The sequence below is a fragment of the Burkholderia sp. PvR073 genome (genome assembly GCF_054055695.1).
The window spans coordinates 91019-116916 of record NZ_JBSRXO010000010.1; the positions used below are offsets into that span (position 1 = coordinate 91019).

The following is a 25898-nucleotide window of genomic DNA, read 5'->3' on the forward strand; positions in this document are numbered from 1 at the left end:
CTCGAGCGGCGCGGGCATGACCCGTGCGGCACGTGCGCCGCGTCTGCGGGCATCCGCCGCAGCGTTCCGGCACCGTGATTCCGGCTAACTCATTCAGACGGGCAGGCAAATTGTCATCCAGCAATCTGATCCGCATTCGCGGAGCACGTCAGCACAACCTCAAGAACCTCGATCTCGATCTGCGCACCGGCGAAATGACGGTCGTCACCGGGCCGTCGGGCTCCGGCAAGTCGAGCCTCGTGTTCGACACGCTGTACGCGGAAGGCCAGCGGCGCTACGTCGAGACGTTCAGCGCGTATGCGCGGCAGTTCCTCGACCGAATGGACCGCCCGCAGGTCGAGCGCGTCGACGGCGTGCCGCCCGCGATCGCGATCGACCAGACCAACCCGGTCCGCAGCTCGCGCTCGACGGTCGGCACGATGACCGAGCTCAACGATCACCTGAAGCTGCTGTACGCGCGCGCGGCCGAGCTGTTCGACCGCCAGACCGCGCGGCAGGTGCGGCATGACACCCCCGAGACGATCTACGCGGAACTCGTCGAGCGCACGCGCGCCGACGATCCGCGCGTCGTCGTCACGTTTCCGGTGGAGCTGCCGGAAAGCGCGTCCGAGGACGAAGTCGCGCAGTGGCTGTCCGCGAGCGGCTACACGCGCGTGCAGGCGCAGCGCGAAGTCGCGTCGCCCACCGGCCCGCGCAAGCTGCTCGACGTGGTGGCCGACCGCTTCCGCGTGCAGCAGGCCGACAAGGTGCGCGTGGTCGAGGCAATCGAGGCGTCGCTGAAGCGCGGCGGCGGCCGCGTGAACGTCTACGTGCTGGCGCCGGACGCGGACAACGCGCTCGCCGCAACCGCCGAGCCGCAGGTGTGGCGCTTCTCCACCGGGCTGCACGATCCCGACAGCGACCTGCGCTACGCGGAGCCGCAGGCGGCGCTGTTCTCGTTCAACTCGGCCTACGGCGCGTGCGAAACCTGCCGTGGCTTCGGCCGCGTGATCGGCGTCGATCTCGGCCTCGTGATCCCCGACGCGCGCAAGACGCTGCGCGGCGGCGCGATCAAGCCGATGCAGACGCCCGCCTGGAAGGAATGCCAGGACGACCTGATGCGCTACGCGGCGAAAGCCGGCATCCCGCGCGACACGCCGTGGTCCGACCTGACGGACGCCCAGCGCGAATGGGTGATCAACGGCTCGCCGGACTGGAACGGCAAGTGGCAGAGCCAGTGGTACGGCGTCAAACGCTTCTTCGGCTATCTCGAATCGAAAGCCTACAAGATGCATATCCGCGTGCTGCTGTCGAAGTACCGCAGCTACACGCCGTGCGACGTGTGCGGCGGCGCGCGCCTGAAGACGGAATCGCTGCAGTGGCGGCTCGGCTCGAAGGCGAACGCCGACGCGGTGCTCGCGCCCGCCAATCGCTTCCTGCCGCGCGGCGTCGACTGGACGCGCGCGCAGCTCGAGGCGCTGCCGGGCCTGACGGTGCACGACCTGATGCTGCTGCCGATCGAGCGCATCCGCCGCTTCTTCGACGACGTGAGCCTGCCGAGCGCGCTGCTCGACGACGCGCTGAAGCTGCTGCTCGCCGAGGTGCGCACGCGCCTGAAATACCTGTGCGACGTCGGCCTCGGCTACCTGACGCTCGACCGGCAGAGCCGCACGCTGTCCGGCGGCGAGGTCCAGCGGATCAACCTGACCACGGCGCTCGGCACGTCGCTCACGAAAACGCTGTTCGTGCTCGACGAACCGAGCATCGGGCTGCATCCGCGCGACCTCACGCGAATCGTCGAGGCGATGCAGCGGCTGCGCGACGCGGGCAATACGCTGGTCGTCGTCGAGCACGATCCGTCGGTGATGCTCGCGGCCGACCGGCTGATCGACATGGGCCCGGGGCCGGGCGAGCGCGGCGGCACGATCGTCTACGACGGCACGCCGGGCGACATCCGTTCCGCGCACACGCTGACGGGCGAGTATCTCGGCGGCCGCAAGCACGTCGCGCATGCGTCGAACTGGGCGCGCCGTCCGGTGGACGCGAACACGCCGCGCATCGTGCTCGCAGGCGCGACCGAGCACAATCTGCGCGACGTGACGGTCGAGATTCCGCTGCAGCGGCTCGTGTGCGTGACGGGGGTATCGGGTTCCGGCAAGTCGACGCTGCTGCAGGACGTGCTCTATCCGGCGATGGCGCGCCAACACGGCAAGGCGACCGAGTCGCCGGGCGCGTTCCGCGACCTGACGGGCGCCGACCAGGTCGGCGACGTCGTGTTCGTCGATCAGTCGCCGATCGGCAAGACCACGCGGTCGAACCCGGCCAGCTATGTCGGCGCGTTCGACGAGATCCGCAAGCTGTTCGCGAAGGCGCCGCTCGCGCTGCAACGCGGCTACGGCGCCGGCACGTTCAGCTTCAACTCGGGCGACGGCCGTTGCCCGACGTGCGGCGGCTCGGGCTTCGAGCACATCGAGATGCAGTTCCTGAGCGACGTGTACCTGCGTTGTCCGGACTGCGACGGTAGCCGCTACCGCGCCGAGATTCTCGAAGTACGCATCGAGCGCGACGGCCGTGCGCTGAACATCGCCGACGTGCTCGACCTGACCGTCAGCGAGGCAACCGCGTTCTTCGCGACCGACGCCGAGGTGCTGCGCGTGCTGCAGCCGATCGTCGACGTCGGTCTCGAATACGTGAAGCTCGGCCAGCCGGTGCCGACGTTGTCCGGCGGCGAAGCGCAGCGGCTGAAGCTGGCCGGCTTCCTCGCCGAATCGGCGGCGGCGGCCGGCGGGCGCCGCGTCGCCAGCGAGGAGGCGCGCGTCGCGCGGGCGAAGCTGTTCATGTTCGACGAGCCGACCACCGGGCTGCACTTCGACGACATCGCGAAGCTGATGCAGGCGTTCGGCAAGCTGCTCGCGGCCGGCCATTCGCTGATCGTGATCGAGCACAACCTCGACGTGATCCGCGCGGCCGACTGGCTGATCGATCTCGGCCCGGAAGGCGGCGACGGCGGCGGCCGCGTGCTGTGCGCGGGCACGCCCGACGACGTGAAGGCCTGCGCGGAATCGCATACCGGCGTCGCGCTGCTGCAGTACGACCGCGCGATGGATGGCGAAACGGCGCTGGCCGACGAAGGCGTGCCGCTGCAGGCCGTGCTGAACGCCGCCCGCGAGCGGCGCGCGATCGAGGGCGAGGACGTCGTGCGGATCGTCAATGCACGCGAGCACAACCTGAAGGCGCTCGACGTCGACATCCCGCACGGCAAGTTCAACGTGATCACCGGCGTGTCGGGTTCCGGCAAGTCGACGCTCGCGTTCGACATCCTGTTCCACGAAGGCCAGCGTCGCTACCTCGAATCGCTGAACGCGTATGCACGCTCGATCGTGCAGCCGGCCGGGCGGCCGGAAGTCGACGCGGTGTACGGCATTCCGCCGACGGTGGCGATCGAGCAGCGCCTGTCGCGCGGCGGCCGCAAGAGCACGGTCGCGACCACGTCCGAAGTCTGGCACTTCCTGCGGCTGCTGTATGTGAAGCTCGGCCTCCAGCATTGCATCCACGACGGCACGCCGGTCACGTCGCAAACCGTCGAGTCGATCGCCGCGCAGCTGCTGCGCGATCATCGCGGCGAGCACGTCGGGCTGCTCGCGCCGCTCGTCGTCAACCGCAAGGGCGTGTATACCGATCTCGCGAAATGGGCGAAGGCGCGCGGCAGCACGCATCTGCGCGTGGACGGCGAATTCGTGACGGTCGATCCGTGGCCGAAGCTCGATCGCTTCCGCGAGCACACGATCGAGCTGCCGGTGGCCGATATCGTCGTGTCGCCGGACGACGAGGCCGAATTGCGGCGGGTGCTCGACGAGACGCTCGAACTCGGCAAGGGCGTGATGCACCTGCTCGCGCCGCTCGACGGGCTGCACCACGCGATGCAGAACGATCATTCGACCGCGCGCGTCGGCGAGGTCAAGGTGCTGTCGGTCAAGCGCGCGTGCCCGGTGTGCGGCACGAGCTATCCGGAACTCGATCCGCGGATGTTCTCGTACAACAGCAAGCATGGCTGGTGCACGACCTGCGTCGGCACGGGCGTCACGCTCACGCGCGAACAGCGCGCGGCGTACGACGATACGGTGCGCGCCGGGGACGATCGCGGCCGCGAGCAGACGCTGCCGTCGGACGAGCAGGAACCGGAAGGCGTCGGCAACGAGCCGTGCCCGGATTGCGGCGGCACGCGCCTGAACCCGTCCGCGCGCGCGGTCACGTTCGACGCGCATCCGATCGTCGAGGTCGCGCAGTGGACGGTGTCCGATACGCGCCGCTGGATCGACGCGCTGGAACTGACCGGCCGCGACGCGCAGATCGCGCGCGACATCGTCAGCGAGATCGGCAGCCGCCTCGCGTTTCTCGAGGAGGTCGGGCTCGGCTACCTGAGCCTCGATCGCGCGGCGCCGAGCCTGTCGGGCGGCGAAGCCCAGCGTATCCGGCTCGCGGCGCAGCTCGGCAGCAACCTGCAGGGCGTGTGCTACGTGCTCGACGAGCCGACGATCGGCCTGCATCCGCGCGACAACCGGATCCTGCTGGACGCGCTGCGCAAGCTCGGCGACAAGGGCAACACGCTCGTCGTCGTCGAGCATGACGAGGACACGATTCGCCGCGCCGATCACATCATCGACGTCGGCCCGGGCGCCGGCAAGCGCGGCGGCACGCTGGTCGCCGAGGGCGCGGTCGCCGATCTGGCCGCGCAGCCGGATTCGGTGACGGGGCGCCTGCTCGCGCAGCCGATGACGCACCCGCTGCAACCGCGCCGCGCGGTGAGCCTGGCGGGCAAGAAGGGCGCACCGGCGGTGCCGGAAGCCTGGCTGACCGTGCACGGCGCGACGCTGCACAACCTGCGCGACGTCACCGTCGGCATTCCGCTCGCGCGGCTCGTCGCGGTGACGGGCGTGAGCGGCTCGGGCAAGTCGACGCTCGCGCGCGACGTGCTGATGACGAACCTGCTCGATGCGGTTGGCCGCTCGGTGCTGTCGTCGCCGGCCACGCGGCGCGCGCGCAAGGCCGCGCAGCAGGACGCGCCGGCCGCCAACCGCCGCTCGAGCGTGCTCGCGCGCAGCGCGCCGCGGCCGTCGCTGAACGTCACGCATGCGTGGCAGGGTTGCGCGTCGCTGAGCGGCTGGGAGCGGATCGACCGCGTGCTCGAAGTCGACCAGACGCCGATCGGCAAGACGCCGCGCTCGTGTCCGGCCACCTACATCGGCGTGTGGGACACGATCCGCAAGCTGTTCGCCGATACGCTGGAAGCGCGTGCGCGCGGCTACACGGCGTCGCGTTTCTCGTTCAACACCGGCGACGGGCGCTGCCCCGCCTGCGAAGGGCAGGGCGTGCGCACGATCGGCATGAGCTTCCTGCCCGACGTGAAGGTGCCGTGCGACGTGTGCCACGGGCAGCGCTTCAATCCGGAGACGCTCGCGGTCACGTGGCGCGGCCGGAACATCGGCGACGTGCTGACGATGGAGATCGACGAAGCGGTGGAGTTCTTCGCACCGATTTCGAACATCGCGCATCCGCTGCAGCTGATGAAGGACGTCGGCCTCGGCTACCTGACGCTCGGCCAGCCGTCGCCAACATTGTCCGGCGGCGAGGCGCAGCGCATCAAGCTCGTCACCGAGCTCACGAAGGTGCGCGACGACATCACGCGACGCGGCCAGAAGGCGCCGCACACGCTGTACGTGCTCGACGAGCCGACGGTCGGCCTGCACATGGCCGACGTCGCGAAGCTGATCCGCGTGCTGCACCGGCTGGTCGACGGCGGGCATAGCGTCGTCGTGATCGAGCACGATCTCGACGTGATCGCGGAAGCCGACTGGATCATCGATCTCGGTCCGGAAGGCGGCGTGGGCGGCGGCACGATCGTCGCGGCGGCGCCGCCGGAAGGGCTCGTGCAGGTGAGCGCGAGCCATACCGGGCAGGCGTTGAAGCCCGTGCTGGCGCGAACGGCTGCGGATGGCGGTGAAGCGGAGCGGCAGGACGAAGCGCGGGTCGGTTGAACGCGGTGCTTGCGGTGAGCGGCCCCGGTGTCTGGCAAGACACCGGGGCCGTTGTCATTTCGTCATTCGCGCCGCCGTGCTCAATCGCTCTTGACGCCGATCGCGTCGATGATGGTCTGCAGTTGCTGGCTCATCGGCAGGTTCAGACTCACGCCTGACGGAAGCGGACGCAGGAACCAGCGCTTGTACTGACGCGTGATCTCGCCGTCGACGGCCAGCTCCTCGAACGTGCTCTTAACGACCTGCGCGAGCTGCGGATCGTCCTTGCGGAACATGATTCCGTACGGGTCGTATGACAGGAAATCGCCCACCACGTCGTACTGGCCGCCCTTGCCCGCATTCTCGGCAATCAGGCCGTACAGCAGCACGTCGTCCGTCGCGAATGCATCGGCGCGGCCGTTCGCGACGAGCGCGAAGCCCTGCGCATGATCCGGCACCACCTGCAACTGGATCCCGAGCTTGAACCGTGCGTCCAGGTCGCGCAGCGCCTTCTCGTTGGTCGTGCCGGCCGTCACCGCGACCTTCTTGCCCGCGAGATCGCGGAACGAGCGGATCGGCGAGCCTCGCTTCACCATCACCTTCGTGCCGGCCACGAAGATGATCGGCGAGAACGCCACGCGCTGCTGGCGCTCCAGGTTGCTCGTCGTGGAGCCGCACTCCAGATCGACGTTGCCGCTGACCACCGCGTCGATGCGGTTGTCGGACGTGACCGGCACCCAGCGGATCGTCAGGCTCTTGTTGACCGCATCCTCGATCGACGACACGAGCGCCTTGCAGAGCTCGATCGAATAGCCGATCGGCTGGTTGCGCGCATTCAGGTACGAGAACGGTATCGACGCGTCGCGGTAGCCGAGCGCGATCGTGCCGCTGCTGCGCACCTTCGCGAGCGTGCCGGTCAGTTGGGCCGGCGCGAGCGGCTCGACGCGCGGCGGCGGTGACGGCGCATCGTCCGCGCGCGCGGTTGCGCCCGCGGCAAGCAGGCCTGCGAGCGCGAGCGCACGCCAGAATTGCTGCATCTTCATCGCCGGGCCTCCGTCAGACGTCCGCCGGATGCGCGATCGTGCCTTCCTGCTCCGCCTCGATGCGCGCCAGGTTGGCCTCGGCTTCCGCCTCCGACATGAGCTGGCCTTCCCATTTCGCGACCACGGCGCTCGCGATCGAGTTGCCCACCGCGTTGGTGGCCGAGCGGCCCATGTCGAGGAACGTGTCGACGCCGAGGATCAGCAGCAGCCCGGCCTCCGGCAGCCCGAACTGGTGCAGCGTGGCGGCGATCACGACGAGCGATGCGCGCGGTACGCCGGCCATGCCCTTCGACGTGAGCATCAGCACCAGCAGCATCGTGATCTGCGTGCCGAGCGACAAGTGGACGTTGTACGCCTGCGCGATGAACAGCGACGCGAACGTGCAGTACATCATCGAGCCGTCGAGGTTGAACGAATAGCCCATCGGCATCACGAAGCTCGAGATCTTGCGCCGCACGCCGAACCGGTCGAGCGCGTCGAGGATCTTCGGGTACGCGGCTTCGGAGCTGGCGGTCGCGAACGACAGCATGAACGCTTCCTTGATCAGCGCCAGCAGCTTGAACACGCGTCGCCCGAGGAACGCCATCCCCGCACAGACGAGCAGCGCCCAGAGCAGGAACAGGCTGAGGTAGAAGTCGCCCATGAAGACCGCGAACTTCAGCAACACCGACAGCCCGTTGACCGCGACGGTCGCGGCCATCGCGGCCAGCACGGCGAGCGGCGCGAGCTTCATCACGTAGCCGGTGATCTTGAGCATCACGTGCGACAGCTGGTCGATCGCGGCCACGAGGATCTTGCCGCGCTCGCCGAGCGCGGCGAGCGCCACGCCGAAGAACATCGAGAACACGACGATCTGCAGAATCTCGTTGTTGCTCATCGCCTCGGCGAACGACTTCGGCACCATGTGGCCGACGAAATCCTTGAGCGTGAACTTGGAGGTCGCGAGGTTCGCCGAGGCGCCGATGTCCGGCAGCGGCAAGCCGAGGTTGTCGCCGGGCCGCAGCAGGTTCGCCATGAACAGGCCGAGCAGCAGCGAGATCAGCGACGCGGTGACGAACCAGCCGAACGCCTTCACGAACACGCGCCCGACCGATGCCGCGTCGCCCATGTGCGCAATGCCGACGACCAGCGTGGAGAACACGAGCGGGCCGATCACCATCTTGATCAGGCGCAGGAACACGTCGGACACGAGCGAGATGTAACCGGCGATTTCGGTGGTGGCTTTTTTGTCGGGAAAGCTCGTGTAGATCATGTAGCCGATCACGATGCCCGCCACCATCGCGATCAGGATCCAGACGGCTGCAGCATTCTTTTTCTGCATCGTGAGCCTCCCATGCACCGGTTCGGCAACCGGGGATGGAAGGACAATACAGGACACGAACGGCGATGAACAGTGCAACCGGGGTCGGGGTTTGCGCTAGCGCCGGGTCGCGACGGATGGCCCGGCGGCGATTGCGTCGGTAGCGCCCCGATGCCCGGAAGCGGTGCAACCCGATGCCCGATTTGTGTGGCGCAGCGCGGTGGCCGTTTGACCGCGCCGTGATCGCCGTGATCGCCGTAAGCGGATGCCGGAGCCTCCCAATGAGGGCGCGAGTCATGCAGGCATGCATCGCGTGATGGCCCGCGGCGGGACGTCGTGCCTTAGTCATGGGCGCCAGGGTCCAGCAGGCTCGTGCTGAAATCGCACGCCTGCGCCGCGAGCCGAACGATGTCGGCGGTCAGCGAATGCGCGCGCTCGGCCCGGTGCAGCGCGACATAGCGAACCGGGGGCAGCGCAGGCCGCGTGCGCACGATGTCCAGCGCCTCGCACGCGACCAGATGCGCGACGCACGCCTTCGGCAGATAGCTGACACCGAGCCCCGACAGCGTCAGGCCAATCTGCGCGATCAGGCTATTGCTCGTCAGCACGCGCTGCATCGCGACGCCATGTTCCTGCAGAAAGCGCGTGTACAGATGACCCGTGCCCGACAGCGTGCCTTGCAGGATCAGCGGAAACCGCGCGATGTCCGTCAACGAAATGGCCGTCTTGCGCTTCGGCATGAACCCGGGCGCGCACATCCACGCATTGTCGACCTCACCGACCACCGTCGCCGCGAACGACTCCGCCGCATGAATCTGCGGGACGACGATCAGGTCGATCGTGTCGGCCGCCAGACGCTCGCGCAACGTGGCGGTGAGGTCCACCTCGGCCTCGACGTGCACCCGCGGATACGCGGCCTGGATCGCCGCGATCAGGCGCGGCAGCCAGGTCAGTGCGGTCAGTTCGGTCACGCCGATCCGGACATGCCGCACCAGCGCTTCCTTCGAACTCATCCGCTCGACGACGCGGTCGCGTTGCTCGAGCAATTCCTTCGCGTGGTCGAACAGTTCGGCGCCCTTGTCTGTGAGCCGGGCGCTGCGATGCGCGCGGTCGAACACGGTCAGGTCGAACGCACGTTCGAGCTCCTGGATCCGTTTCGAGACGGCCGATTGCGTCGTGTTGAGGCGCGTGGCCGCCGCGTCGAAGGAGCCGAGCTGCACGATCCAGTACAGCGCTTCCATCTGCTTGAACGTGAGCATCGCGTCGCCCTCGATAGATGAGAAAAAGCGATATTTTCACATATCAAAAAATCGCTTTTTTTACATATATCGGCTGTTTAAGGTTCAGCCATTGCATTGCTTGCCGAGTGCGTTCGCCCAGAAAGCGCGTCGCATCACCGCCAGCGTTCAATCGAACCCCTTTACTTGGAGACAGCATGGACACCGTCATCGAATCCCCGCCCGTGGGCGACGCGGCGCGCAAGCCGCGCATCGGCCTCGCATGGCAGATCGTCATCGGGCTCGTCATCGGCATCGCGACCGGGTTCGTGTTGAACCGGTTCCCGTCATTGCGCGACACGGCCGTGTCCGGGTTGCTGCAGCCGGCCGGCGACATCTTCATCAAGCTGGTGCGGATGATCGTCGTGCCGATCGTGTTCACGAGCATGGTGATCGGCATCGCCGGCGTGGGCGACGGCAAGTCGCTCGGCCGCATCGGCATCAAGACGCTCCTCTATTTCGAGGTGATCACGACGATCGCGATCGTCCTCGGGCTCGTGATCGGCAACGTGCTGCAGCCGGGCGTCGGCACCGACATGTCGCAACTCGGGCACACGGACATCTCCCGCTACCAGCAAGCGACGCAACAGGTGCAGCAGGCGCACCACGGGCTGATGGCGCTGGTGCTCGGCATCATCCCGGACAACATCGTCGCGTCGATGGCGAAGGGCGACCTGCTGCCGGTGATCTTCTTCTCGCTGCTGTTCGGGCTCGGGTTGCAATCGGTGCCGGACGAACATCGCAAGCCGGTGATCGCGATGCTCAAGGGCGTTGCCGACACCATGTTCAAGGTGACGAACATGGTGATGCGCTATGCGCCCGTCGGCGTGTGCGCGCTGATCGCGGTGACGGTCGCGAGCTTCGGCTTCGGGTCGCTGCTGCCGTTGCTGAAGCTGGTCGCGGTGACTTACTTCGCCATCCTGCTGTTTGCGATCGCCGTGCTCGGCGTGACCGCGCGGCTGTTCGGGTTCCGCATCCTGACGCTGCTGCGCGTGATCAAGGACGAGTTGATCATCGCGTTTTCGACCTGCAGTTCGGCGACCGTGCTGCCGCAACTGATGAAGAAGATGGAGGACTACGGCGTGCCGAAGAGCATCACGACGTTCGTGGTGCCGACCGGCTACACGTTCAACCTGGACGGCGCGTCGATCTATCTCGGCATCGGCACGCTGTTCGTCGCGCAGCTCTACGGCGTGCATCTCGACTGGCAGCAGCAGATCCTGCTGACGCTGACCATGGTCGTCACGTCGAAGGGAGCCGCGGGCGTGCCGGGCTTCATGTTCGTGATCATGCTCGCGACGCTCGCGAGCGCCGGGCTGCCGCTCGAAGGGCTGGCCTTCATCGCCGGTGTCGACCGGATCATGGACATGGGCCGCACCGCGCTGAACGTCGTCGGCAACGCGCTCGCGCCGCTCGTCATCGCGAAATGGGAAGGCCAGTACGACGCCGGCAAGGGCCGCGCGTACCTGGAATCGCTGCGCGGGTGAACGCCGCCATGCCTGGATCGCACAACATTCCGAAGCAAACAGGAGCATCGAAGATGAGCAGTACCCATGGAGCATTTTTTCCCGACGCATTGATGCAGCAGGTCAAGGCGCGCTTTCATCACGTCGATCACGATCTCGACGGTCGCGCGCGGTTGTTCTTCGACAACGCGGGCGGATCGTTCCGGCTCAAGGCCGCGGTCGACGCATACGCGCGGATCGATGCGCTGCCCGATTGCCCGGAGCGCATCCATGAGCGTGCGCTCGACCTTCAGGCGATCCAGTCGCGCGGCGAGGACGACGTTCGAACGATCCTGAACGCGCAGGGCGGCACGGTATACGCGTCGCTGACGGCATCGGGCGCGATGTTCGACATGGTGCGCGCGATCATGGAAAACGTGCCGGGCACCAATGCGGTGACGACCGTTCTCGAGCATCCGTCGTCCTACGACGCGATGACGTACTACGCGGAACGTACCGGCAAGACGCTGCGCATCGCGCCGAGCAATCCGGAGACCGGCGGCGTGGACGTCGACGCGATCGTGTCGCTGATCGACGCCGATACCGCGCTGCTCAGCGTGATGTTCGCGTCGAATATCTCGGGCGCGAAATTCGACATCGAGGCGATCGTCGCGCGTGCGCGGGAGAAGAAGCCCGGCCTGTTCATCGTCGTCGACGCGGTCCAGCATGCGCCGCACGGCATCATCGACCTGCAGCGTACGCCGGTCGACGGGATCAATTTCGCGCCGTACAAGTTCTTCGGGTGCCGCGGCTCGGGCATTTCGTGGTTGTCGCCGCGTGCGGCCGCGTTGCCGCATCACCGGCTCGCCGCGAAGGAGCGCGGCGTTTGGGAACTGGGCAGCCCGGCGCCCGCGCAGTTCGCGGTCGTGACGTCGATCGTCGATTACGTCACGTGGATCGGCAGGTATTTCGTCGATTCGGACGATCGCCGCACGCTGTTCTTCGAGGGCATGCACCGGATCGAACTGCATGAGCGCGCGCTGCTGGCCGCGTTGCTCGACGGGTGCGGCGGCCGCCGCGGGTTGCGCTCGATCGACGGCGTCGAGGTCTACTGGGATCACGACGACCTGACGAAGCGCGACCTGATCGTCGGGATCGGCTTCGCGCACCTCGAACCGACGCAAGCGGTGCGGGAATACGAGAAGCACGGCGTGATCGTCTATGAACGCGTCGCGTCGAGCCTGTATTCGGGCCGGATGTTGAAATCGTTCCGGCTTGGCGGCGCGGTGCGGATCTCACCGCTCCATTGTCATGCGCCGGACGATATCGCGCGATTCCTGGCGATTACCGGGGCGCTGGCGGCGAACCGCTGATTGACGACACGGCCCGGATCTTCCGGGCCGTGTCGCATCCGGCGCCGGAAAACGGCCGCGCAATAGGTTCGGGCTATGACCGGCAGAGCGAATCGATAGTTGTCGCCATGCGGGATTGCGCGTGTAATGGCTCGCGATACCGGATGAGGCCAATGACCCGATGGAGGAGCAGCGCGTGAAGATCGTAGTGGCGGTGAAGAGGGTGGTCGATTACAACGTGAAGGTCCGCGTGAAGTCGGACAACACGGGCGTCGACATCGCAAACGTGAAGATGTCGATGAACCCGTTCGACGAAATCGCGGTGGAAGAAGCGGTGCGCCTGAAGGAAGCGGGTGTGGCGACCGAAGTGATCGCCGTGTCGGTCGGTGTCACGCAAGCGCAGGAAACGCTGCGTACGGCGCTGGCGATCGGCGCGGATCGAGCAATCCTGGTCGAGTCGAACGACAGCGTCGAGCCGCTGGCCGTCGCGAAGATCCTGAAGGCGCTGGTCGACAAGGAGCAGCCGCAACTGGTGATCCTCGGCAAGCAGGCAATCGACGACGATTCGAACCAGACGGGCCAGATGCTGGCCGCGCTGGCAGGTCTGCCGCAAGCGACGTTCGCGTCGAAGGTGACGATCGCCGACGGCAAGGCAACCGTTGCACGTGAAGTCGACGGCGGCGCGGAAACGCTGTCGCTGACGCTGCCGGCGGTGGTTACGACCGACCTGCGCCTGAACGAGCCGCGCTACGTGACGCTGCCGAACATCATGAAGGCGAAGAAGAAGCCGCTGGAAACCGTGAAGCCGGAAGACCTCGGCGTGGATGTCGCGCCGCGTCTGAAGACGCTGAAGGTGGTCGAGCCGCCGAAGCGCGCGGCCGGCGTGAAGGTGCCGGACGTGAAGACGCTGGTCGAGAAGCTGAAGACCGAAGCCAAGGTGCTGTAAGAGGGAGCGGAAAGAAATGACGATTCTGGTGATTGCAGAACATGACAACGCGTCGATCAAGGCCGCGACGCTGAACACGGTGGCGGCGGCAGCCGAGGTTGGCAAATTCGTTGGCGGCGACATTCACGTGCTGGTCGCGGGCCACAACGCGCAAGGCGCAGCCGACGCGGCAGCGAAGATCGCAGGCGTGTCGAAGGTGCTGCTGGCCGACGCGCCGCAGCTCGAAGCAGGTCTGGCGGAAAACGTCGAAGCGACCGCGCTGAACATCGCGAAGGATTACTCGCACATCCTCGCGCCGGCCACGGCCTACGGCAAGAACATCGCGCCGCGCATCGCCGCGAAGCTGGACGTCGCACAGATCTCGGACATCACGGCGGTCGATTCGGCCGACACGTTCGAGCGCCCGATCTACGCAGGCAATGCGATCGCGACGGTGCAGTCGAGCGACCCGATCAAGGTGATCACGGTGCGTGCGACGGGTTTTGATCCGGTTGCGGCCGAAGGTGGCAGCGCATCGGTCGAGAAGATCGAAGCGGCAGCCGACGCAGGCAAGTCGCAATTCGTGAGCCGTGAAGTGACGAAGCTGGACCGTCCGGAACTGACGTCGGCGAAGATCATCGTGTCGGGCGGCCGCGGTCTGGGCAGCGGCGAGAACTACACGAAAGTGCTGGAGCCGCTGGCCGACAAGCTGTCGGCGGCACTCGGCGCTTCGCGCGCGGCAGTCGATGCGGGCTTCGTGCCGAACGACTACCAGGTCGGCCAGACCGGCAAGATCGTCGCACCGCAGCTGTACATCGCGGTTGGCATCTCGGGTGCGATCCAGCATCTGGCCGGCATGAAGGATTCGAAGGTGATCGTCGCGATCAACAAGGATCCCGAAGCACCGATCTTCAGCGTGGCCGACTACGGCCTCGTCGGCGATCTGTTCGCGCTGGTTCCGGAGGTGGTCGATGCCGTCTGATGCCGCGGTGCGCGCGAGCGTCGGACGCTCGGCGCCTGCCCAGTCATACCTGTTCGTGCCGGGGAACAAGCCCGAGCGGTTCGACAAGGCGCTCGCAAGCGGCGCCGACGCGGTCATCATCGATCTCGAAGATGCTGTCGAACCGGACGCGAAAGCGGCGGCGCGCGACGCGATCGCACGGTGGGTTTCGCCCGAGCATCCGGTGCTGGTGCGGATCAATGCGCGGAACACGCCGTGGTTCGACGCCGACGCCGCGCTTGGCGCGTTGAAGGGTGTGGCGGGTATCGTGCTGCCGAAGGCCGCGTGTGCGGACGATGTGTGCGCGGCCGTTGCGCTTGCGCGCCGGCGTGTACCCATCTATCCGTTGATCGAAAGCGCGCACGGCATGTGGAACGCGCTCGACGTCGCGAAAGCGCCGTATGTCGCGCGGCTGATGTTCGGCACGCTCGATTTCATCGCGGACATGGGCATGTCGGACGATGGTGTTTCGCTCAATCACTTTCGATCGCAACTGACGTTGATTTCGCGGGTGGCCGGAATCGAGTCGCCGGTCGACGGCGTGACGCCGGACATCCACGACGGGGAACGGATCGCGCGTGACGCGTTCAACGGGAAGCAACTGGGATTCGGCGCGAAGCTGTGCATTCACCCGAAACAGATCGCATTCGTGCACAAGTGCTTTCGGCCGAGCGAGGATGAGGTGCGCTGGGCGCGGCAGGTGCTCGACGCGATGCGCGAGTCGAATGGCGGCGTGGTGACGGTCGACGGGAAGATGGTCGATCGGCCCGTGTTGCTGCGTGCGACGCGAATCGACGAGCTGGCTGCATCCGCCGGCGCGGCAGCGGAGGGGGCGGCTCGCGCATGATCCGACGCGGATGCCGCCGCACCCCGGACGAAGCGCGCGGCCCGCGCATGACGCACGTAACGTGCTCATTACGGCTCCACGGGAGCAGGGGCGTTCATCAACTCGACGACCCAGTCGATGAACGCACGCAGTTTGGCACTGACGTGGCGATTCGGCGGATACGCGATGTATAGCGGCATCGGATCGAGTTGCCAGTCGTCGAACAGCGTGACGAGTTCGCCGCGCTCCAGATGCGCTTTCGCCATATATCGCGGCAGCCACATGATGCCGAGGCCGGCCACGCCGGCCGCGAGATAGGCATTGCCGTCATCGACGGCGAGCGCGTAGCGGCCTTGCACCGCGACGGTCTCGTCGCGGCGATGCATGACGAGCGGATAGAGTTTGCCCGCGCGTCCCCACGAGAACCCGACGATGCGGTGATGCGAGTTTTCGAGTTCCGCCGGATGCGAAGGGGTGCCAGCGAGCGTGAGATAGCCGGGCGACGCAACGATGCCGAGCGACAGGTCCGCCACGCGCCGGGCGACCATCGACTGATCGTTCGGCTCGCCGCCGCGCACGACGCAATCCACGTTCTCGCCGATGATGTCGACGGTGCGGTCGCTCACGCCCATGTCGAGCTGAATGTCCGGATAGCGGGCGAGGAATGCCGGCAGCGCGGGGATCAGGATCAGGCGCGCGAACGGGCTTGGCACGTCCACGCGCAGGCGCCCTCGTGGCACCGCCGCTGCGCTCGACAGGCTCGTTTCGGCGTCGTCCATATCGGCGAGCAGCCGGGTCACGCGCTCGTAGTACGCGATGCCGTCCGGCGTGACGTTGATCCTGCGCGTCGTCCGGTTCAGCAGCCGGACCCGCAAGCGCGCCTCGAGCTGCTGGACCAGCTGCGTGACCGTGGTCTTGCTCATATGCAGCGTCTCGGCGGCCTTCGTGAAGCTGCCCGCCTCGACGACCCGGACGAAAGCGCGCATCGCATCGAAGCGATCCATGAGTGTGTGCCTCGCGTTTGAATTGTTTGCATTTTACAAACGGTCATGGACAGGGATGGTCGTTTATCGCGCGGGTGTCGGTCGGTACAGTGGGCCGATCGAAACCAGTGATCCATGGAGGTGAAGGTGGGCAAGCGCGATGTGGTGTTTGCGCCGGGACGTCGGGCGTTGTACGAGCGCAACCGGTACTCGCCGGCCGTACGGGCGGGCGGGTTGCTGTTCGTCTCCGGTCAGGTGGGCAGTCGTGAGGACGGGACGCCCGAGCCGGATCTGCAGAAACAGGTGCGGCTCGCCTTTCGAAACCTGAATGCGATCCTGCACGCGGCCGGGTGCACGTTCGACGACGTGGTCGACGTCACGGTGTTCATGGTCGATCCGCAATCGACCTTCGAGCGCATCTGGCAGGTCGTGCCGGAGTTCTGGGGCGACGCGCCGCATCCGGCGCTCACCGCGGTCGGCGTGACCTGGCTTTACGGCTTCGATTTCGAGATCAAGGTCGTGGCGAAGCTTCCGGTTGCCGAATGACGCAATTCGAGGGTTCCCGGTAAAATTGGCCTTTCTTGAGTTTTCGGTAACCGCTTGTCATGCATCGAATCGGATTCTTCGTTTGCCGTGGCTACGATGCGCTTGATCTGGGCGGCCCACTGGCGGCCTTCAATCAGGTGGCCACGGCCGCGGGCCATACGCCCTACGATCTTCATGTCATCTCGCAATCCGGCGGCCCGGTTCATGGCAATACGGGCCTGTCGATCGAGACGAAGCCGAGCGGAAGGCGCACGTTCGACACCGTCGTTTTCGTGGGCGGCGATATCGAGCCGATGCAGACATCGGAGAATATCGCCGCCGCCAGAAAATTGGCCGCCAAGGCATCGCGGGTGGCGAGCGTGTGTACGGGCGCATTTTTGCTCGCGGAAACGGGCTTGCTGGATGGCTTGAGAGCCGCGACGCACTGGCGGTACGCCGCGTTATTGCAGGCGCGCTTTCCTCGCACCCGGGTCGACGGCGACAGCATCTACGTGGTGGACGGGCGCGTCTGGACGTCGGCGGGCATCGCGTCCGGAATAGACCTGGCGCTCGGCATGATTGAAAGAGACATGAGCGCGGAGACCGCGCGCGCTGTCTCGAGGCTGTTGGTCGTTCCGTATCGTCGGCCGGGAGGGCAGTCGCAATTCTCGGCCATGTCGCAGATGGAACCGGAATCGGATCGCATCCGCATCGCGCTGAATTTTGCCAGGGAGCATCTGGCTGAAGCATTGCCGGTCGAACGGCTTGCCGAAGCCGCAAGATTGAGTTTGCGACAGTTCGGCCGCGCCTTTCGCCGGGAAACCGGAGAAACACCGGCCAAGGCAGTCGAGCGTTTGCGCGTCGAAGCTGCGAGGCTGCGCCTGCAGAGCGGCAGCGAACCGATCGAACAGATCGCGTTGGCGGTGGGGTTCACCGATCCGGAGCGGATGCGACGGGCCTTCATCAAACTGCACGGACATCCACCGCAAGCGATTCGACGCGAAAGCAGATCGAACGGCGCGCGCTGATCGACCGACGGCTGATCGGCGCGCTGCGTGGTCAACGCCCGTCTGACGGGCGATTTCGCCGGCCGCTCAATGGTCGGCGGTTTTGACCGGTGGGTAGTCGTTCCACATGTCGCGATGCAGCTTCCACTCGCCGGCCTGCTTCACAAACACGAGGATCTGCTTGCCGCGGATCTGGAGCTTTCCATCGTGGTCGCGCACCTCCGCATCCGACACCTCCGTCACCATCCGGTCGTCACCGTAGAACTCGTAATGGCTGAACGATACGGTGCCCGGTTTCGTTCCGGCATAGCCCTTGGTTAAGTACTCGGCGATCGCGCGGCCCCCGGTGACTTTGTCGCCTCCGGGCGGCAAGAGGGTGCCGTCGTCGGTGTAGAGGCGGCCGATCGCCTCATAGTCCCCTCGCGCAAAAGCATTCGCCCATCGTGCGTTTTCGGCCTTGATGGCCGCTTCGGGCGGACGTTGCGTGCCACCGGCCGTGGCCGGCGCCGTGAATGCGAAAAAGGAGACGCAGGCTGCCAGCGCAGCGGTACAAAAACGGATCTGTTGCATCGTGTAATTCCCGAACGGGCTTGAATTGAAAGGGCGGCGCCAAATGGGCCGGTAGAGCGGGCAGGTGGCCGCGGCCTTCATCGAGGCCGGCGGCGGCCTGCACCTGTTGCAGACGAGCGTTTCAGCGAACGCCAGGGATGCGTGCGAGCCCCCGGGATGCGCCGGGCAGTTTCTTGTCGACCATCGCGATGACTTCCGGCCGTGCGTCCCTCGGATGACCGGAGTGGAACGGCGGCGCGGGATCGTATTCGATCGCGAGCTGAGTGAATTCGGCGGCCTGTCGACCGCGCAGCTTCGCCGCCACGCGAAGTGCGAAGTCGATGCCCGCCGTCACGCCGCCGCCGCTCATGAACCGGCCGTTGTCGTCTTCGACGAAGCGCTCGGGAACGGGAATGGCGCCATATTCGGACAGCTTGTTGACGAAGGCCCAATGGCAGGCGCTTCGCTTGCCGTTGAGCACGCCGGTTGCGGCGAGCACGAGCGATCCGTTGCATACCGACGTAACGTGCTTGGCGCTCTCCGCCAGACGCCGGATCTGCGCCTGATACGCCGGCCGCATCGGCACCGACAAATCGGATCCGCCGGGGACGAGAATCACGTCGGTCTGCTCGATATCGGCCAGTCGTTCGGTGTTGCCATACACGACGCCAAATTCGAGCGTCACGTTGCCTCCATCGAGGCTCGCGTAGCGAACGTTCGTATTGGGTAGCCGGTGGAAAATCTCGCTGGGGCCGGCGAAGTCGAGCAGCGTACCGCCGTCGTAATTGACGATCAAAATGTTGAGCGGGGCAGTCGGGGCAAGTAACCCCTCGCCGCTTGCTTGGGCGCTAACCGGTGTGGCGTGCCCGAGCAACGCGCTGCCGCCCAGCACGGCGCCGAGCGTGGCGGCGCTTCCAAGCTTGAGCACATCGCGGCGCGAGCGACCTGCTCGGGTGAGTGGCTTTACGAAAGCATTGTTGTCGCTACTGTCGGTCAAGATGATTTCTCCTTGCACTTCGGCCGCTCGGCGAGTGCCACCGGGCTGGGCCGGATTGAATAACCGCCACGACGAACCGCGTGGCGGACGTGAACCGCCGGCTCAAAGCTGCGACGCACCGCCATCGACGACCAGCTCGGTGCCGACGACGTAGGCGGACTCGTCGCTGGCGAGATAGAGCGCCGCATAGGCAATGTCCTCGGCCTTGCCCAAGTGGCCCACCGGAATCGTCGCGGCGAACTCGGCCCGACGATCGTTAACCCATTCGTCGGACATGCCCCACTTGGTGATCAACGGCGTGTTCATCACGCCGGGCGCGATCGCGTTGAAGCGGATTTTCCGATCGAGAAACTCGTAGGACCAGCTGCGCGCAAGCGAACGCACGGCGGCCTTCGCCGCGGCGGTCAACGAGATGCCGTGCTTGCCGGTCTGCGCAACGAACGATGTGTTGAGGATCACTGAGGAACCTTCCCGCAAGTACGGCAGCGCCGCTTGAAGCGTGAACACCACGCCCTTGACGTTGACGTCCATGATCTCGTCGTAGAGTTTGCCGTCGATGTCGTCGACCGCGGACGGGAAAGCCCAGCCGGCGTTGGCGAACACGACATCCAGGCCGCCGAATTGTTCGTTTACGTCGGCGGCAATCGCTCGCATGTCCTGGAGCGAACGCACGTCGCCCTTGAGAACGAGCGCGTGCTCGCCAAGCTCGGCCTTCACCCGCTCAAATACGGAATCGTCGCGACCCGTAACCGCTACTCGCGCGCCTTCCGCAATGAACAGCTTCGCGGTTGCAAGACCGATGCCGCTGGTTCCGCCCGTGATCAACGCGGACTTGTTCTTGAGCCTCATCTTCCATTCCTTTCCATATCGTGATTGATCCGGGCGAACGCTCGAAACGCACTCGCGTTCGTGCGCCTTTCCCGGCGTGATCTTCGATGTGAAGTATGGAATGTGAGACAAATGGCGCAAAGGTCGTATAACCCTCAAAAAGCGCCATACAAGCCGCACGTCGGCCGGAAGCACGAGTCGCCCCGCGCGGCCGTGACAGGCCGACGGTACCTGCCAATCTCGACAGGTTGTTCCGCCGTACCGCGCGCGCGATGATTTGCGTGCTCATTGCGAGCCTGCCCCGCTTGCGTTCCGTGCAATCAAGCCCCATTCCGATCCGCTGCGGCGCAACAGGGGGTGATCGGCTTGTTCGCAATGACGACCTTCCGCAGCGCAACGACGAGGCGAACCATGACATCCAGCAGACTCGAGCAAATGCAGGCCAATCTCACGTTGGCCTATGTTCTTAACAACGCAGCAGTCGACGGAGTCGGGAGGGAACTCAAGCATCCGACTGCGTCGCAGGTCAAAAAGATCATCGTGGATCGCCTGAACGGATCGAAGATGACCCGGAACGATCGGTTCGAAATTGCCTGGGGGCCGGCGATCGTATCGGATCCGAATGGCGAAGCTGCCAATGTCACCGTCGTCTTGCAATTGGCCGGCACCGGCGAATATACAGTGGTGACGAGCGGCACCAATTTCGCGTCCCCGCTTGATGTTCTGAGCGATTTTTCCTATGACACCCTCGAGCCGTTCAGCGCGTATGTGCCGAACTGCCCGTCGGACGCACGCATATCGGCGGGTACGAACGGAGCGTTGTACCAGGTACTGAAGACGCCTGATGAAAGTCATCTGACGCTCGTCGAATTCCTGAGAACCGTGCCACCGTCATCGGTAGTCAACGTTGTCGGGCACAGCCTCGGAGGCGCGCTGGCATCCGCGATCGTGTTGTACCTGAAGAATCAGAGCGGCTTGCAGTCTCTGACGTACCACTGCCAGACGTTTGCCGCGCCGACAGCAGGCAACGATGTGTTCGCCGGCTATTTCGACGAGCAGATGCGAGGCAATGCGGTACGCATATTCACGACGCGGGATATCGTGCCGATGGCATGGAATGCGGACAGCCTCCAGAAGGTGAAACACGTCTACAGCGACGTTCCCTACCATGACACCCCTGACAACGTGAAAATTGCTGTCGATATGGTCAGCATTGCGACAAATTCGCTGAAGTACACCCAATGGGGAACGTCTGAACCATCAGGGCCCGTGGCGACGGCGATGGAGTATCCGCTGAAGGCGGACGTCAATGTAGCCATTCTGGATTTCCAGGCGCAGGTTGGCTTTCAGCATATCGACGGATACATTGCCTGCCTGGGTATGGCCCGCAGCGACATTGATCTCCCCCCGCTGCCACAGGTCAACCCCAAGGTCGGTAAAACGCCGGTGTGAAGCAGTACGAAGCAAAACCCATGAGAACACTGGCACGCAGTGAGAAAACCCGCTTCGGCGGGTTTTTTCATGGCCGGTTTATGCCCGGCCGTAATGGCCTGGGTTGCCGCCGTCGATATGTCGTGGGATCGACGCTTGGCAAAGATCAAGCGCACGTCGCGGCTTTGCATTGTTCACTCCGGAAGTAACAGAACGTTCAATCGGCCGTCATTTATCACCCGGTTGCGACTCAGTAGAGTGCTTTCCCACGTCGTCGGCCGACGACAACCTGAATGAAAGGAAGCCAATCATGACGCAACACACTTTGTCGCCCGGGGATCTCGAGACGGCACGCCGGTATGGCGCACGCGTCGCAACGAGTGTCGGCCCATTTCGGGCAGCACACGCTCGAATCCGCTGAAATCCGGGTGTGCGAGGCGCGCCGCACCGGACGCCGCCGCATTCTTTCCAGCCGATCCACAAGGAAACGCTCATGCAATACAAGCAACTGGGCCGCACCGGCCTGTATGTCTCCGAGCTGTGTCTCGGCACGATGACGCTGGGCGGCAATGCCGATGCCGGCATGTGGGCGGCGATCGGCGCGGTCGGTCAGGACGACGCGACCCGACTGATCGCCCGCGCACTGGCCGCCGGAATCAACTTCATCGATACCGCCGATATTTACTCGTTTGGCCACGCCGAACGCCTCGTCGGACAAGCGCTCCGGGACCTCGGCGTCCCGCGCGGCGAGATCGTGCTGGCGACCAAGACGGCCGGCGTGATGGGCCCGAAGCCCAACGATCAGGGCGCGTCGCGCGGCCACATCATGGATTCGGTGCAGAGAAGCCTGGAACGGCTGCAGGTCGACCATATCGACCTTTACCAAATCCACGCGAACGATTCCGTCACACCGATTGAGGAGACGCTGCGGGCGCTCGACGATCTGACGCGCCAGGGGCTGGTGCGCTATGTCGGCGTCTCGAACTGGCGCGCGGGAAAGATCGGCAAGGCGCTCGGGCTCAGCGAAGCGCTCCGCGCGACGCGCTTCGAGACGCTCCAGGCCTATTATTCGATCGCCGGACGTGACGTGGAGCGCGAACTGGTGCCGCTCGCGATCGAGGAGCGGATGGGGCTGCTCGTCTGGTCGCCACTCGCCGGCGGATTGCTGTCGGGGAAGTTTGGTCCCGGGGCGCCCACGGAAGAAGGCTCGCGGCGCAGCCATTTCGATTTTCCGCCGGTCGATCTTGACCGGGCGTGGCCGTGTGTCGCGGCGATGCGCGCCATCGCCGACGCGCGAGGGGTGTCGGTCGCCCGGATCGCGCTCGCGTGGTTACTCGCCAAGCCGCATGTCACGAGCGTCATCATCGGTGCCAAACGGGTCGAACAGCTCGAAGACAATCTCGGCGCGGTCGATGTCGTCCTGACCGATGACGAGTTGGCGCGTCTTGACGCCGTGAGTGCCTTGCCCCCGTGTTATCCGGGCTGGATGATCGATCGTCAGGAGTCGGGCAGGCGGCCGAAGCCGTTCTCGCGCGTCGTATCGAATTAGGATCGGCGACGCCGGGTCCATCCCTGCGCGTTAAAGCGACGCGCCACCACACATGACGATCTGCTGCCCCGTGATCGCGCTCGCATCCGCGCTCAACAGGAAGCCGGTCAGCGCGGCGACTTCCTCGGGCGTGATGAATCGCCCGATTGGCGGAAGGCGGGGAGGCGTTGCCGCGCGCGCCGGATCGCGCAGAAACGGCGTGTCCGTCGCGCCGGGCGCGACGACATTGACGGTGATGCCCTGCGGTGCGAGTTCCGCGGCCCAGGACCGCGCCAGGCCGACCAGCGCGGATTTGGTCGCCGCATACTGGCTGCGCGTGGCCGCGCCGTTGGCGGTGCGGCTGCCCAGCAGCACGATGCGTCCGCCGGCGGGCATCCGGGGCACCAGACGATCGGCGAGAAAGGTGGCGGACTCAACGTGCAGGCGCCACATGGCCGCGCCGTCCTCGTGTGAAAGCTGACCGAGCGGCGCGGTACGCATGAAGCCGGCCGCATGCACCAGCGCGTCCACCGCACCCAATGCATCGCACACGGGCCCGAGCGCCGCGAAGTCGGTGACGTCGACCGGCACGATGTTCAGGGAACCATGCGTCGTTTCAATGCGCGAGCGGCACAGTCCCGTGACGCGCCAGCCGTCGGCGAGCAGACGGTCGACGATCGCTCGTCCAATTCCCGACGACGCGCCCGTCACGACTGCATGGCGCGAAACCGAACCCGAACCCGACTGCTCCCGTTGACCCACGATCGCTCCTGCTACGTTTGAACCTGCGATGAACCGCCGGATGTCGCCGCAGTCTTCGTGCTGACCGCGTGCACGGTGATCCGCGCTTGCGAGTGGAACGGCTCGAGCTGCTCGGGCAGGGCCGCGTCGTCCGTCACGAGCGTCCAGTCGCGCTCGAGCGGCGTCCAGTGCTGCTGGCTCGCGCGTCCGAGCTTGTCCGCGGTCACGAGCACGAACACCTCGGCTGCCTGCCGCATCACGCACTCCTTCAGATACGACTGTTCGCTGCTCGCCTCGCACAAGCCCAGTTCCGCGACCACGCCATCCGCGCCGAGGAACGCCTTGTCGACGCTCAGGCGGCTCAGCGCGATCTGCGCAAGCGGCCCGAGCGTGCTCATGCTGGACGACCGGACGTCGCCGCCGATCACCGTCACCTGCACGCCCGACGCGGCGAGCGGGCTCACGACCAGCAGGTTGTTGGTGACGACGTGAACGGCTGTCCGCCCGGCAAGCAGGCGCGCCAGCGCCGCGGTCGTGGTGCCGCCGTCGAGGAATACGGTGTCGCCGTCCTCGACGAACGCGCTCGCCGCGTGCGCGATCGCTTCCTTCTGTTCCTGCGAACTGACGCGCCGCTCCTCGAGCGAGGGCTCCGGCTCATGGCCGCCCACCGCGGCGGCGCCGCCGTAGGTGCGCAGAATGCGACGGTCGCTCGCGAGCGCACGCAGATCCCGGCGAACGGTCGCTTCCGACATCCCGAAGTGCTCGCACAACGTCGCAACGTCCGTCATGCCCCCGAGCACGGCCTGCAGCATCGCCTCCCGGCGCCTGGTCACTTTCATGTGCGTGATTTCCTGGTCTGATCGCATTGGCGCGCAAGTCTGCGCATCCCGACCGACAAGTTTATCGAATTGCCGCAGTGACCGGCCAGTTGCTTCGACGGGTGTCATCGCCCGCGAACCCACGCCTCGTCGACGCGCACGTATTTGATTTTCTGCCGAAACCAGGTGAAGGCGATGTGCAATGCGCCGTCTTGCGACTGCACGATGGACGGATAGGAATACTCCCGGTTGCGCTGATCCGCGGAATTGTTCGTCATGCAGTACCCGTCGCCGATTTCCAGGTTGCGGCGGCGGCGCCATGTCCTGCCGCCGTCCTCGGAGATGGCCAGCGACATCGGCGCGCGCGGGGCGCCCCAGAAAGCGGTGCCGCGCGCGGACGCCTTCTGGTCGCGCAGCTCGCCGCTGTCCTCCGAGTCTTCGATGTCGTCGTACAGGGACGCGCGACGCGCGTTACCGTGCGACGCATCGCTCTCGTTGAACACGAGTGCGAGGTGGCCGTTCTGCAACACCGTGAACTGGATCGACGAGTTGTTGTTCGGCACATCGGTCGGCTCGGGCGCGCTCCACGTGCGGCCATCCGTCGAGCGACTCGCGTAGACGAAGTCCGCCCAGCGGCTGCGGTAAAGTGCCAGCAGCGAGCCATCGCGCAGCACGTGAACGTTCATGTGCACGCACCCGACGCTGTCCGGCACCTCGTGCAGCGCCCATGACGCGCCCTGGTCGTCGGAGACCATGACCGCGCTGACGTCGTCGTTGCCGACCCAGCGTTCACCGGGCGCCGTGCGGCACAGGAATACCGGGCAGAGCCACGTGCCGCTGTCGAGCGCGATGATCGGCTGGCGGACGAATGTCCCGGGGCGATCGAACAGGGTCTCGACGGGGCCCCAGGTGACGCCGCCGTCCGTCGACACGCGGCGGCGAACGATCGCGGTGTTCTGATGGCCGGACAGTTGCGCGGTGTAGATCAGCCACAGGCGGCCGTCCGGCGCGGTGAACAGCACCGGGTTCTGTTCCGAGCGGGTCGGGTCGTCCGACAGCTTTTGAGGCGACGACCACGCGTTCGCGCCGGCGGCGAGACGCGACAGGTAGATGGAGACGTCGGGAATGCCTTCCTGGGTGCCGCCGAACCAGACGCACAGCAGGTCGCCGTTTTCGAGGCAATGCAGGTTGGCCGCGTGGTTCTGCACGCAGGCGGTGGGCAGAAACGCTTCTTGCCGTTCCGCGTCGGCATACGCCGTGCGAACGCAGTGATCCGACGCGGCGCTCGCCGCTTCAACGAGGTTCGTGCTCATGAAATGTTTCTCGAGTG

Annotated in this window: 20 protein-coding genes; 10 read left to right on the top strand and 10 right to left on the bottom strand. The window is 65.8% G+C overall.

The window, feature by feature from the left end:
* Positions 1 to 110: 110 nt before the first annotated feature.
* A complete protein-coding gene (gene uvrA / locus ACVK00_RS25985) occupies positions 111 to 6014 on the top strand; it encodes an excinuclease ABC subunit UvrA (RefSeq protein ID WP_284890925.1) in 5904 nt (1967 codons plus the stop codon).
* An 80-nt stretch (positions 6015 to 6094) separates the two neighbouring features.
* On the opposite strand, the gene ACVK00_RS25990 is transcribed toward uvrA, so the two are convergent.
* The 3 genes from ACVK00_RS25990 to ACVK00_RS26000 all read right to left on the bottom strand — a co-directional run bounded on the left by ACVK00_RS25990 (position 6095) and on the right by ACVK00_RS26000 (position 9595).
* The gene (locus ACVK00_RS25990; RefSeq protein ID WP_284890926.1) at positions 6095 to 7036 is read right to left on the bottom strand and encodes an amino acid ABC transporter substrate-binding protein; all 942 of its coding nucleotides are present in this window, start codon (positions 7034 to 7036) and stop codon (positions 6095 to 6097) included.
* Between the two features lie 13 nt (positions 7037 to 7049).
* The gene (locus ACVK00_RS25995) at positions 7050 to 8357 is read right to left on the bottom strand and encodes a dicarboxylate/amino acid:cation symporter (protein ID WP_175734489.1); all 1308 of its coding nucleotides are present in this window, start codon (positions 8355 to 8357) and stop codon (positions 7050 to 7052) included.
* A 320-nt stretch (positions 8358 to 8677) separates the two neighbouring features.
* Positions 8678 to 9595: a LysR family transcriptional regulator gene (locus tag ACVK00_RS26000; protein WP_228910256.1), complete on the bottom strand. Its 918-nt coding sequence runs from the start codon at positions 9593 to 9595 to the stop codon at positions 8678 to 8680.
* A 176-nt stretch (positions 9596 to 9771) separates the two neighbouring features.
* Between ACVK00_RS26000 and gltP the strand changes: the two genes are divergently transcribed.
* From gltP to ACVK00_RS26025, 5 genes are all read left to right on the top strand, one after another.
* Entirely contained in the window at positions 9772 to 11100 is a 1329-nt protein-coding gene (gltP, locus tag ACVK00_RS26005) for a glutamate/aspartate:proton symporter GltP (RefSeq protein ID WP_006762250.1), read from the top strand.
* A 53-nt stretch (positions 11101 to 11153) separates the two neighbouring features.
* Complete coding sequence (locus tag ACVK00_RS26010; RefSeq protein WP_284890927.1) at positions 11154 to 12431, top strand: aminotransferase class V-fold PLP-dependent enzyme; 1278 nt, start codon at positions 11154 to 11156, stop codon at positions 12429 to 12431.
* Between the two features lie 175 nt (positions 12432 to 12606).
* A complete protein-coding gene (locus tag ACVK00_RS26015; protein ID WP_354123360.1) occupies positions 12607 to 13356 on the top strand; it encodes an electron transfer flavoprotein subunit beta/FixA family protein in 750 nt (249 codons plus the stop codon).
* Between the two features lie 16 nt (positions 13357 to 13372).
* Positions 13373 to 14317, top strand: a complete 945-nt coding sequence (locus ACVK00_RS26020; RefSeq protein ID WP_354123359.1) for an electron transfer flavoprotein subunit alpha/FixB family protein — start codon at positions 13373 to 13375, stop codon at positions 14315 to 14317.
* Positions 14307 to 15182 carry an HpcH/HpaI aldolase/citrate lyase family protein gene (locus ACVK00_RS26025; RefSeq protein WP_284894062.1) on the top strand — a complete coding sequence of 292 codons (876 nt, stop codon included), beginning with the start codon at positions 14307 to 14309 and terminating at the stop codon, positions 15180 to 15182. The genes ACVK00_RS26020 and ACVK00_RS26025 overlap by 11 nt, the downstream gene beginning before the upstream one ends.
* Before the next feature lie 68 nt (positions 15183 to 15250).
* Here ACVK00_RS26025 and ACVK00_RS26030 read toward each other — a convergent pair whose 3' ends face one another.
* On the bottom strand, positions 15251 to 16165 hold the full coding sequence (locus tag ACVK00_RS26030; RefSeq protein WP_284894063.1) for a LysR family transcriptional regulator: 915 nt from the start codon (positions 16163 to 16165) through the stop codon (positions 15251 to 15253).
* 126 nt (positions 16166 to 16291) lie between these two features.
* Here ACVK00_RS26030 and ACVK00_RS26035 point away from each other — a divergent pair, with 126 nt between their 5' ends.
* Entirely contained in the window at positions 16292 to 16690 is a 399-nt protein-coding gene (locus ACVK00_RS26035; protein WP_284894173.1) for a RidA family protein, read from the top strand.
* A 59-nt stretch (positions 16691 to 16749) separates the two neighbouring features.
* Positions 16750 to 17697, top strand: a complete 948-nt coding sequence (locus ACVK00_RS26040; RefSeq protein WP_284894064.1) for a GlxA family transcriptional regulator — start codon at positions 16750 to 16752, stop codon at positions 17695 to 17697.
* A 66-nt stretch (positions 17698 to 17763) separates the two neighbouring features.
* Here the strand turns inward: ACVK00_RS26040 and ACVK00_RS26045 are convergent, their stop codons facing one another.
* From ACVK00_RS26045 to ACVK00_RS26055, 3 genes are all read right to left on the bottom strand, one after another.
* Positions 17764 to 18246, bottom strand: a complete 483-nt coding sequence (locus tag ACVK00_RS26045) for a YybH family protein (RefSeq protein ID WP_284894065.1) — start codon at positions 18244 to 18246, stop codon at positions 17764 to 17766.
* A 121-nt stretch (positions 18247 to 18367) separates the two neighbouring features.
* Entirely contained in the window at positions 18368 to 19222 is an 855-nt protein-coding gene (locus ACVK00_RS26050; RefSeq protein WP_284894066.1) for a DJ-1/PfpI family protein, read from the bottom strand.
* Between the two features lie 102 nt (positions 19223 to 19324).
* Complete coding sequence (locus ACVK00_RS26055; RefSeq protein ID WP_284894067.1) at positions 19325 to 20071, bottom strand: SDR family oxidoreductase; 747 nt, start codon at positions 20069 to 20071, stop codon at positions 19325 to 19327.
* A gap of 390 nt (positions 20072 to 20461) precedes the next feature.
* Here ACVK00_RS26055 and ACVK00_RS26060 point away from each other — a divergent pair, with 390 nt between their 5' ends.
* Positions 20462 to 21502, top strand: coding sequence for a lipase family protein (locus ACVK00_RS26060; protein WP_284894068.1), 1041 nt, complete (start codon positions 20462 to 20464; stop codon positions 21500 to 21502).
* Positions 21503 to 21974: 472 nt separating this feature from the next.
* Positions 21975 to 23030: an aldo/keto reductase gene (locus tag ACVK00_RS26065; RefSeq protein WP_284894069.1), complete on the top strand. Its 1056-nt coding sequence runs from the start codon at positions 21975 to 21977 to the stop codon at positions 23028 to 23030.
* Between the two features lie 30 nt (positions 23031 to 23060).
* Here ACVK00_RS26065 and ACVK00_RS26070 read toward each other — a convergent pair whose 3' ends face one another.
* The 3 genes from ACVK00_RS26070 to ACVK00_RS26080 all read right to left on the bottom strand — a co-directional run bounded on the left by ACVK00_RS26070 (position 23061) and on the right by ACVK00_RS26080 (position 25881).
* Positions 23061 to 23771, bottom strand: a complete 711-nt coding sequence (locus ACVK00_RS26070) for an SDR family NAD(P)-dependent oxidoreductase (protein WP_284894070.1) — start codon at positions 23769 to 23771, stop codon at positions 23061 to 23063.
* Between the two features lie 11 nt (positions 23772 to 23782).
* Positions 23783 to 24589: a DeoR/GlpR family DNA-binding transcription regulator gene (locus ACVK00_RS26075; RefSeq protein WP_166724513.1), complete on the bottom strand. Its 807-nt coding sequence runs from the start codon at positions 24587 to 24589 to the stop codon at positions 23783 to 23785.
* 104 nt (positions 24590 to 24693) lie between these two features.
* A complete protein-coding gene (locus tag ACVK00_RS26080; protein WP_284894071.1) occupies positions 24694 to 25881 on the bottom strand; it encodes a sialidase family protein in 1188 nt (395 codons plus the stop codon).
* Positions 25882 to 25898: the final 17 nt, after the last annotated feature.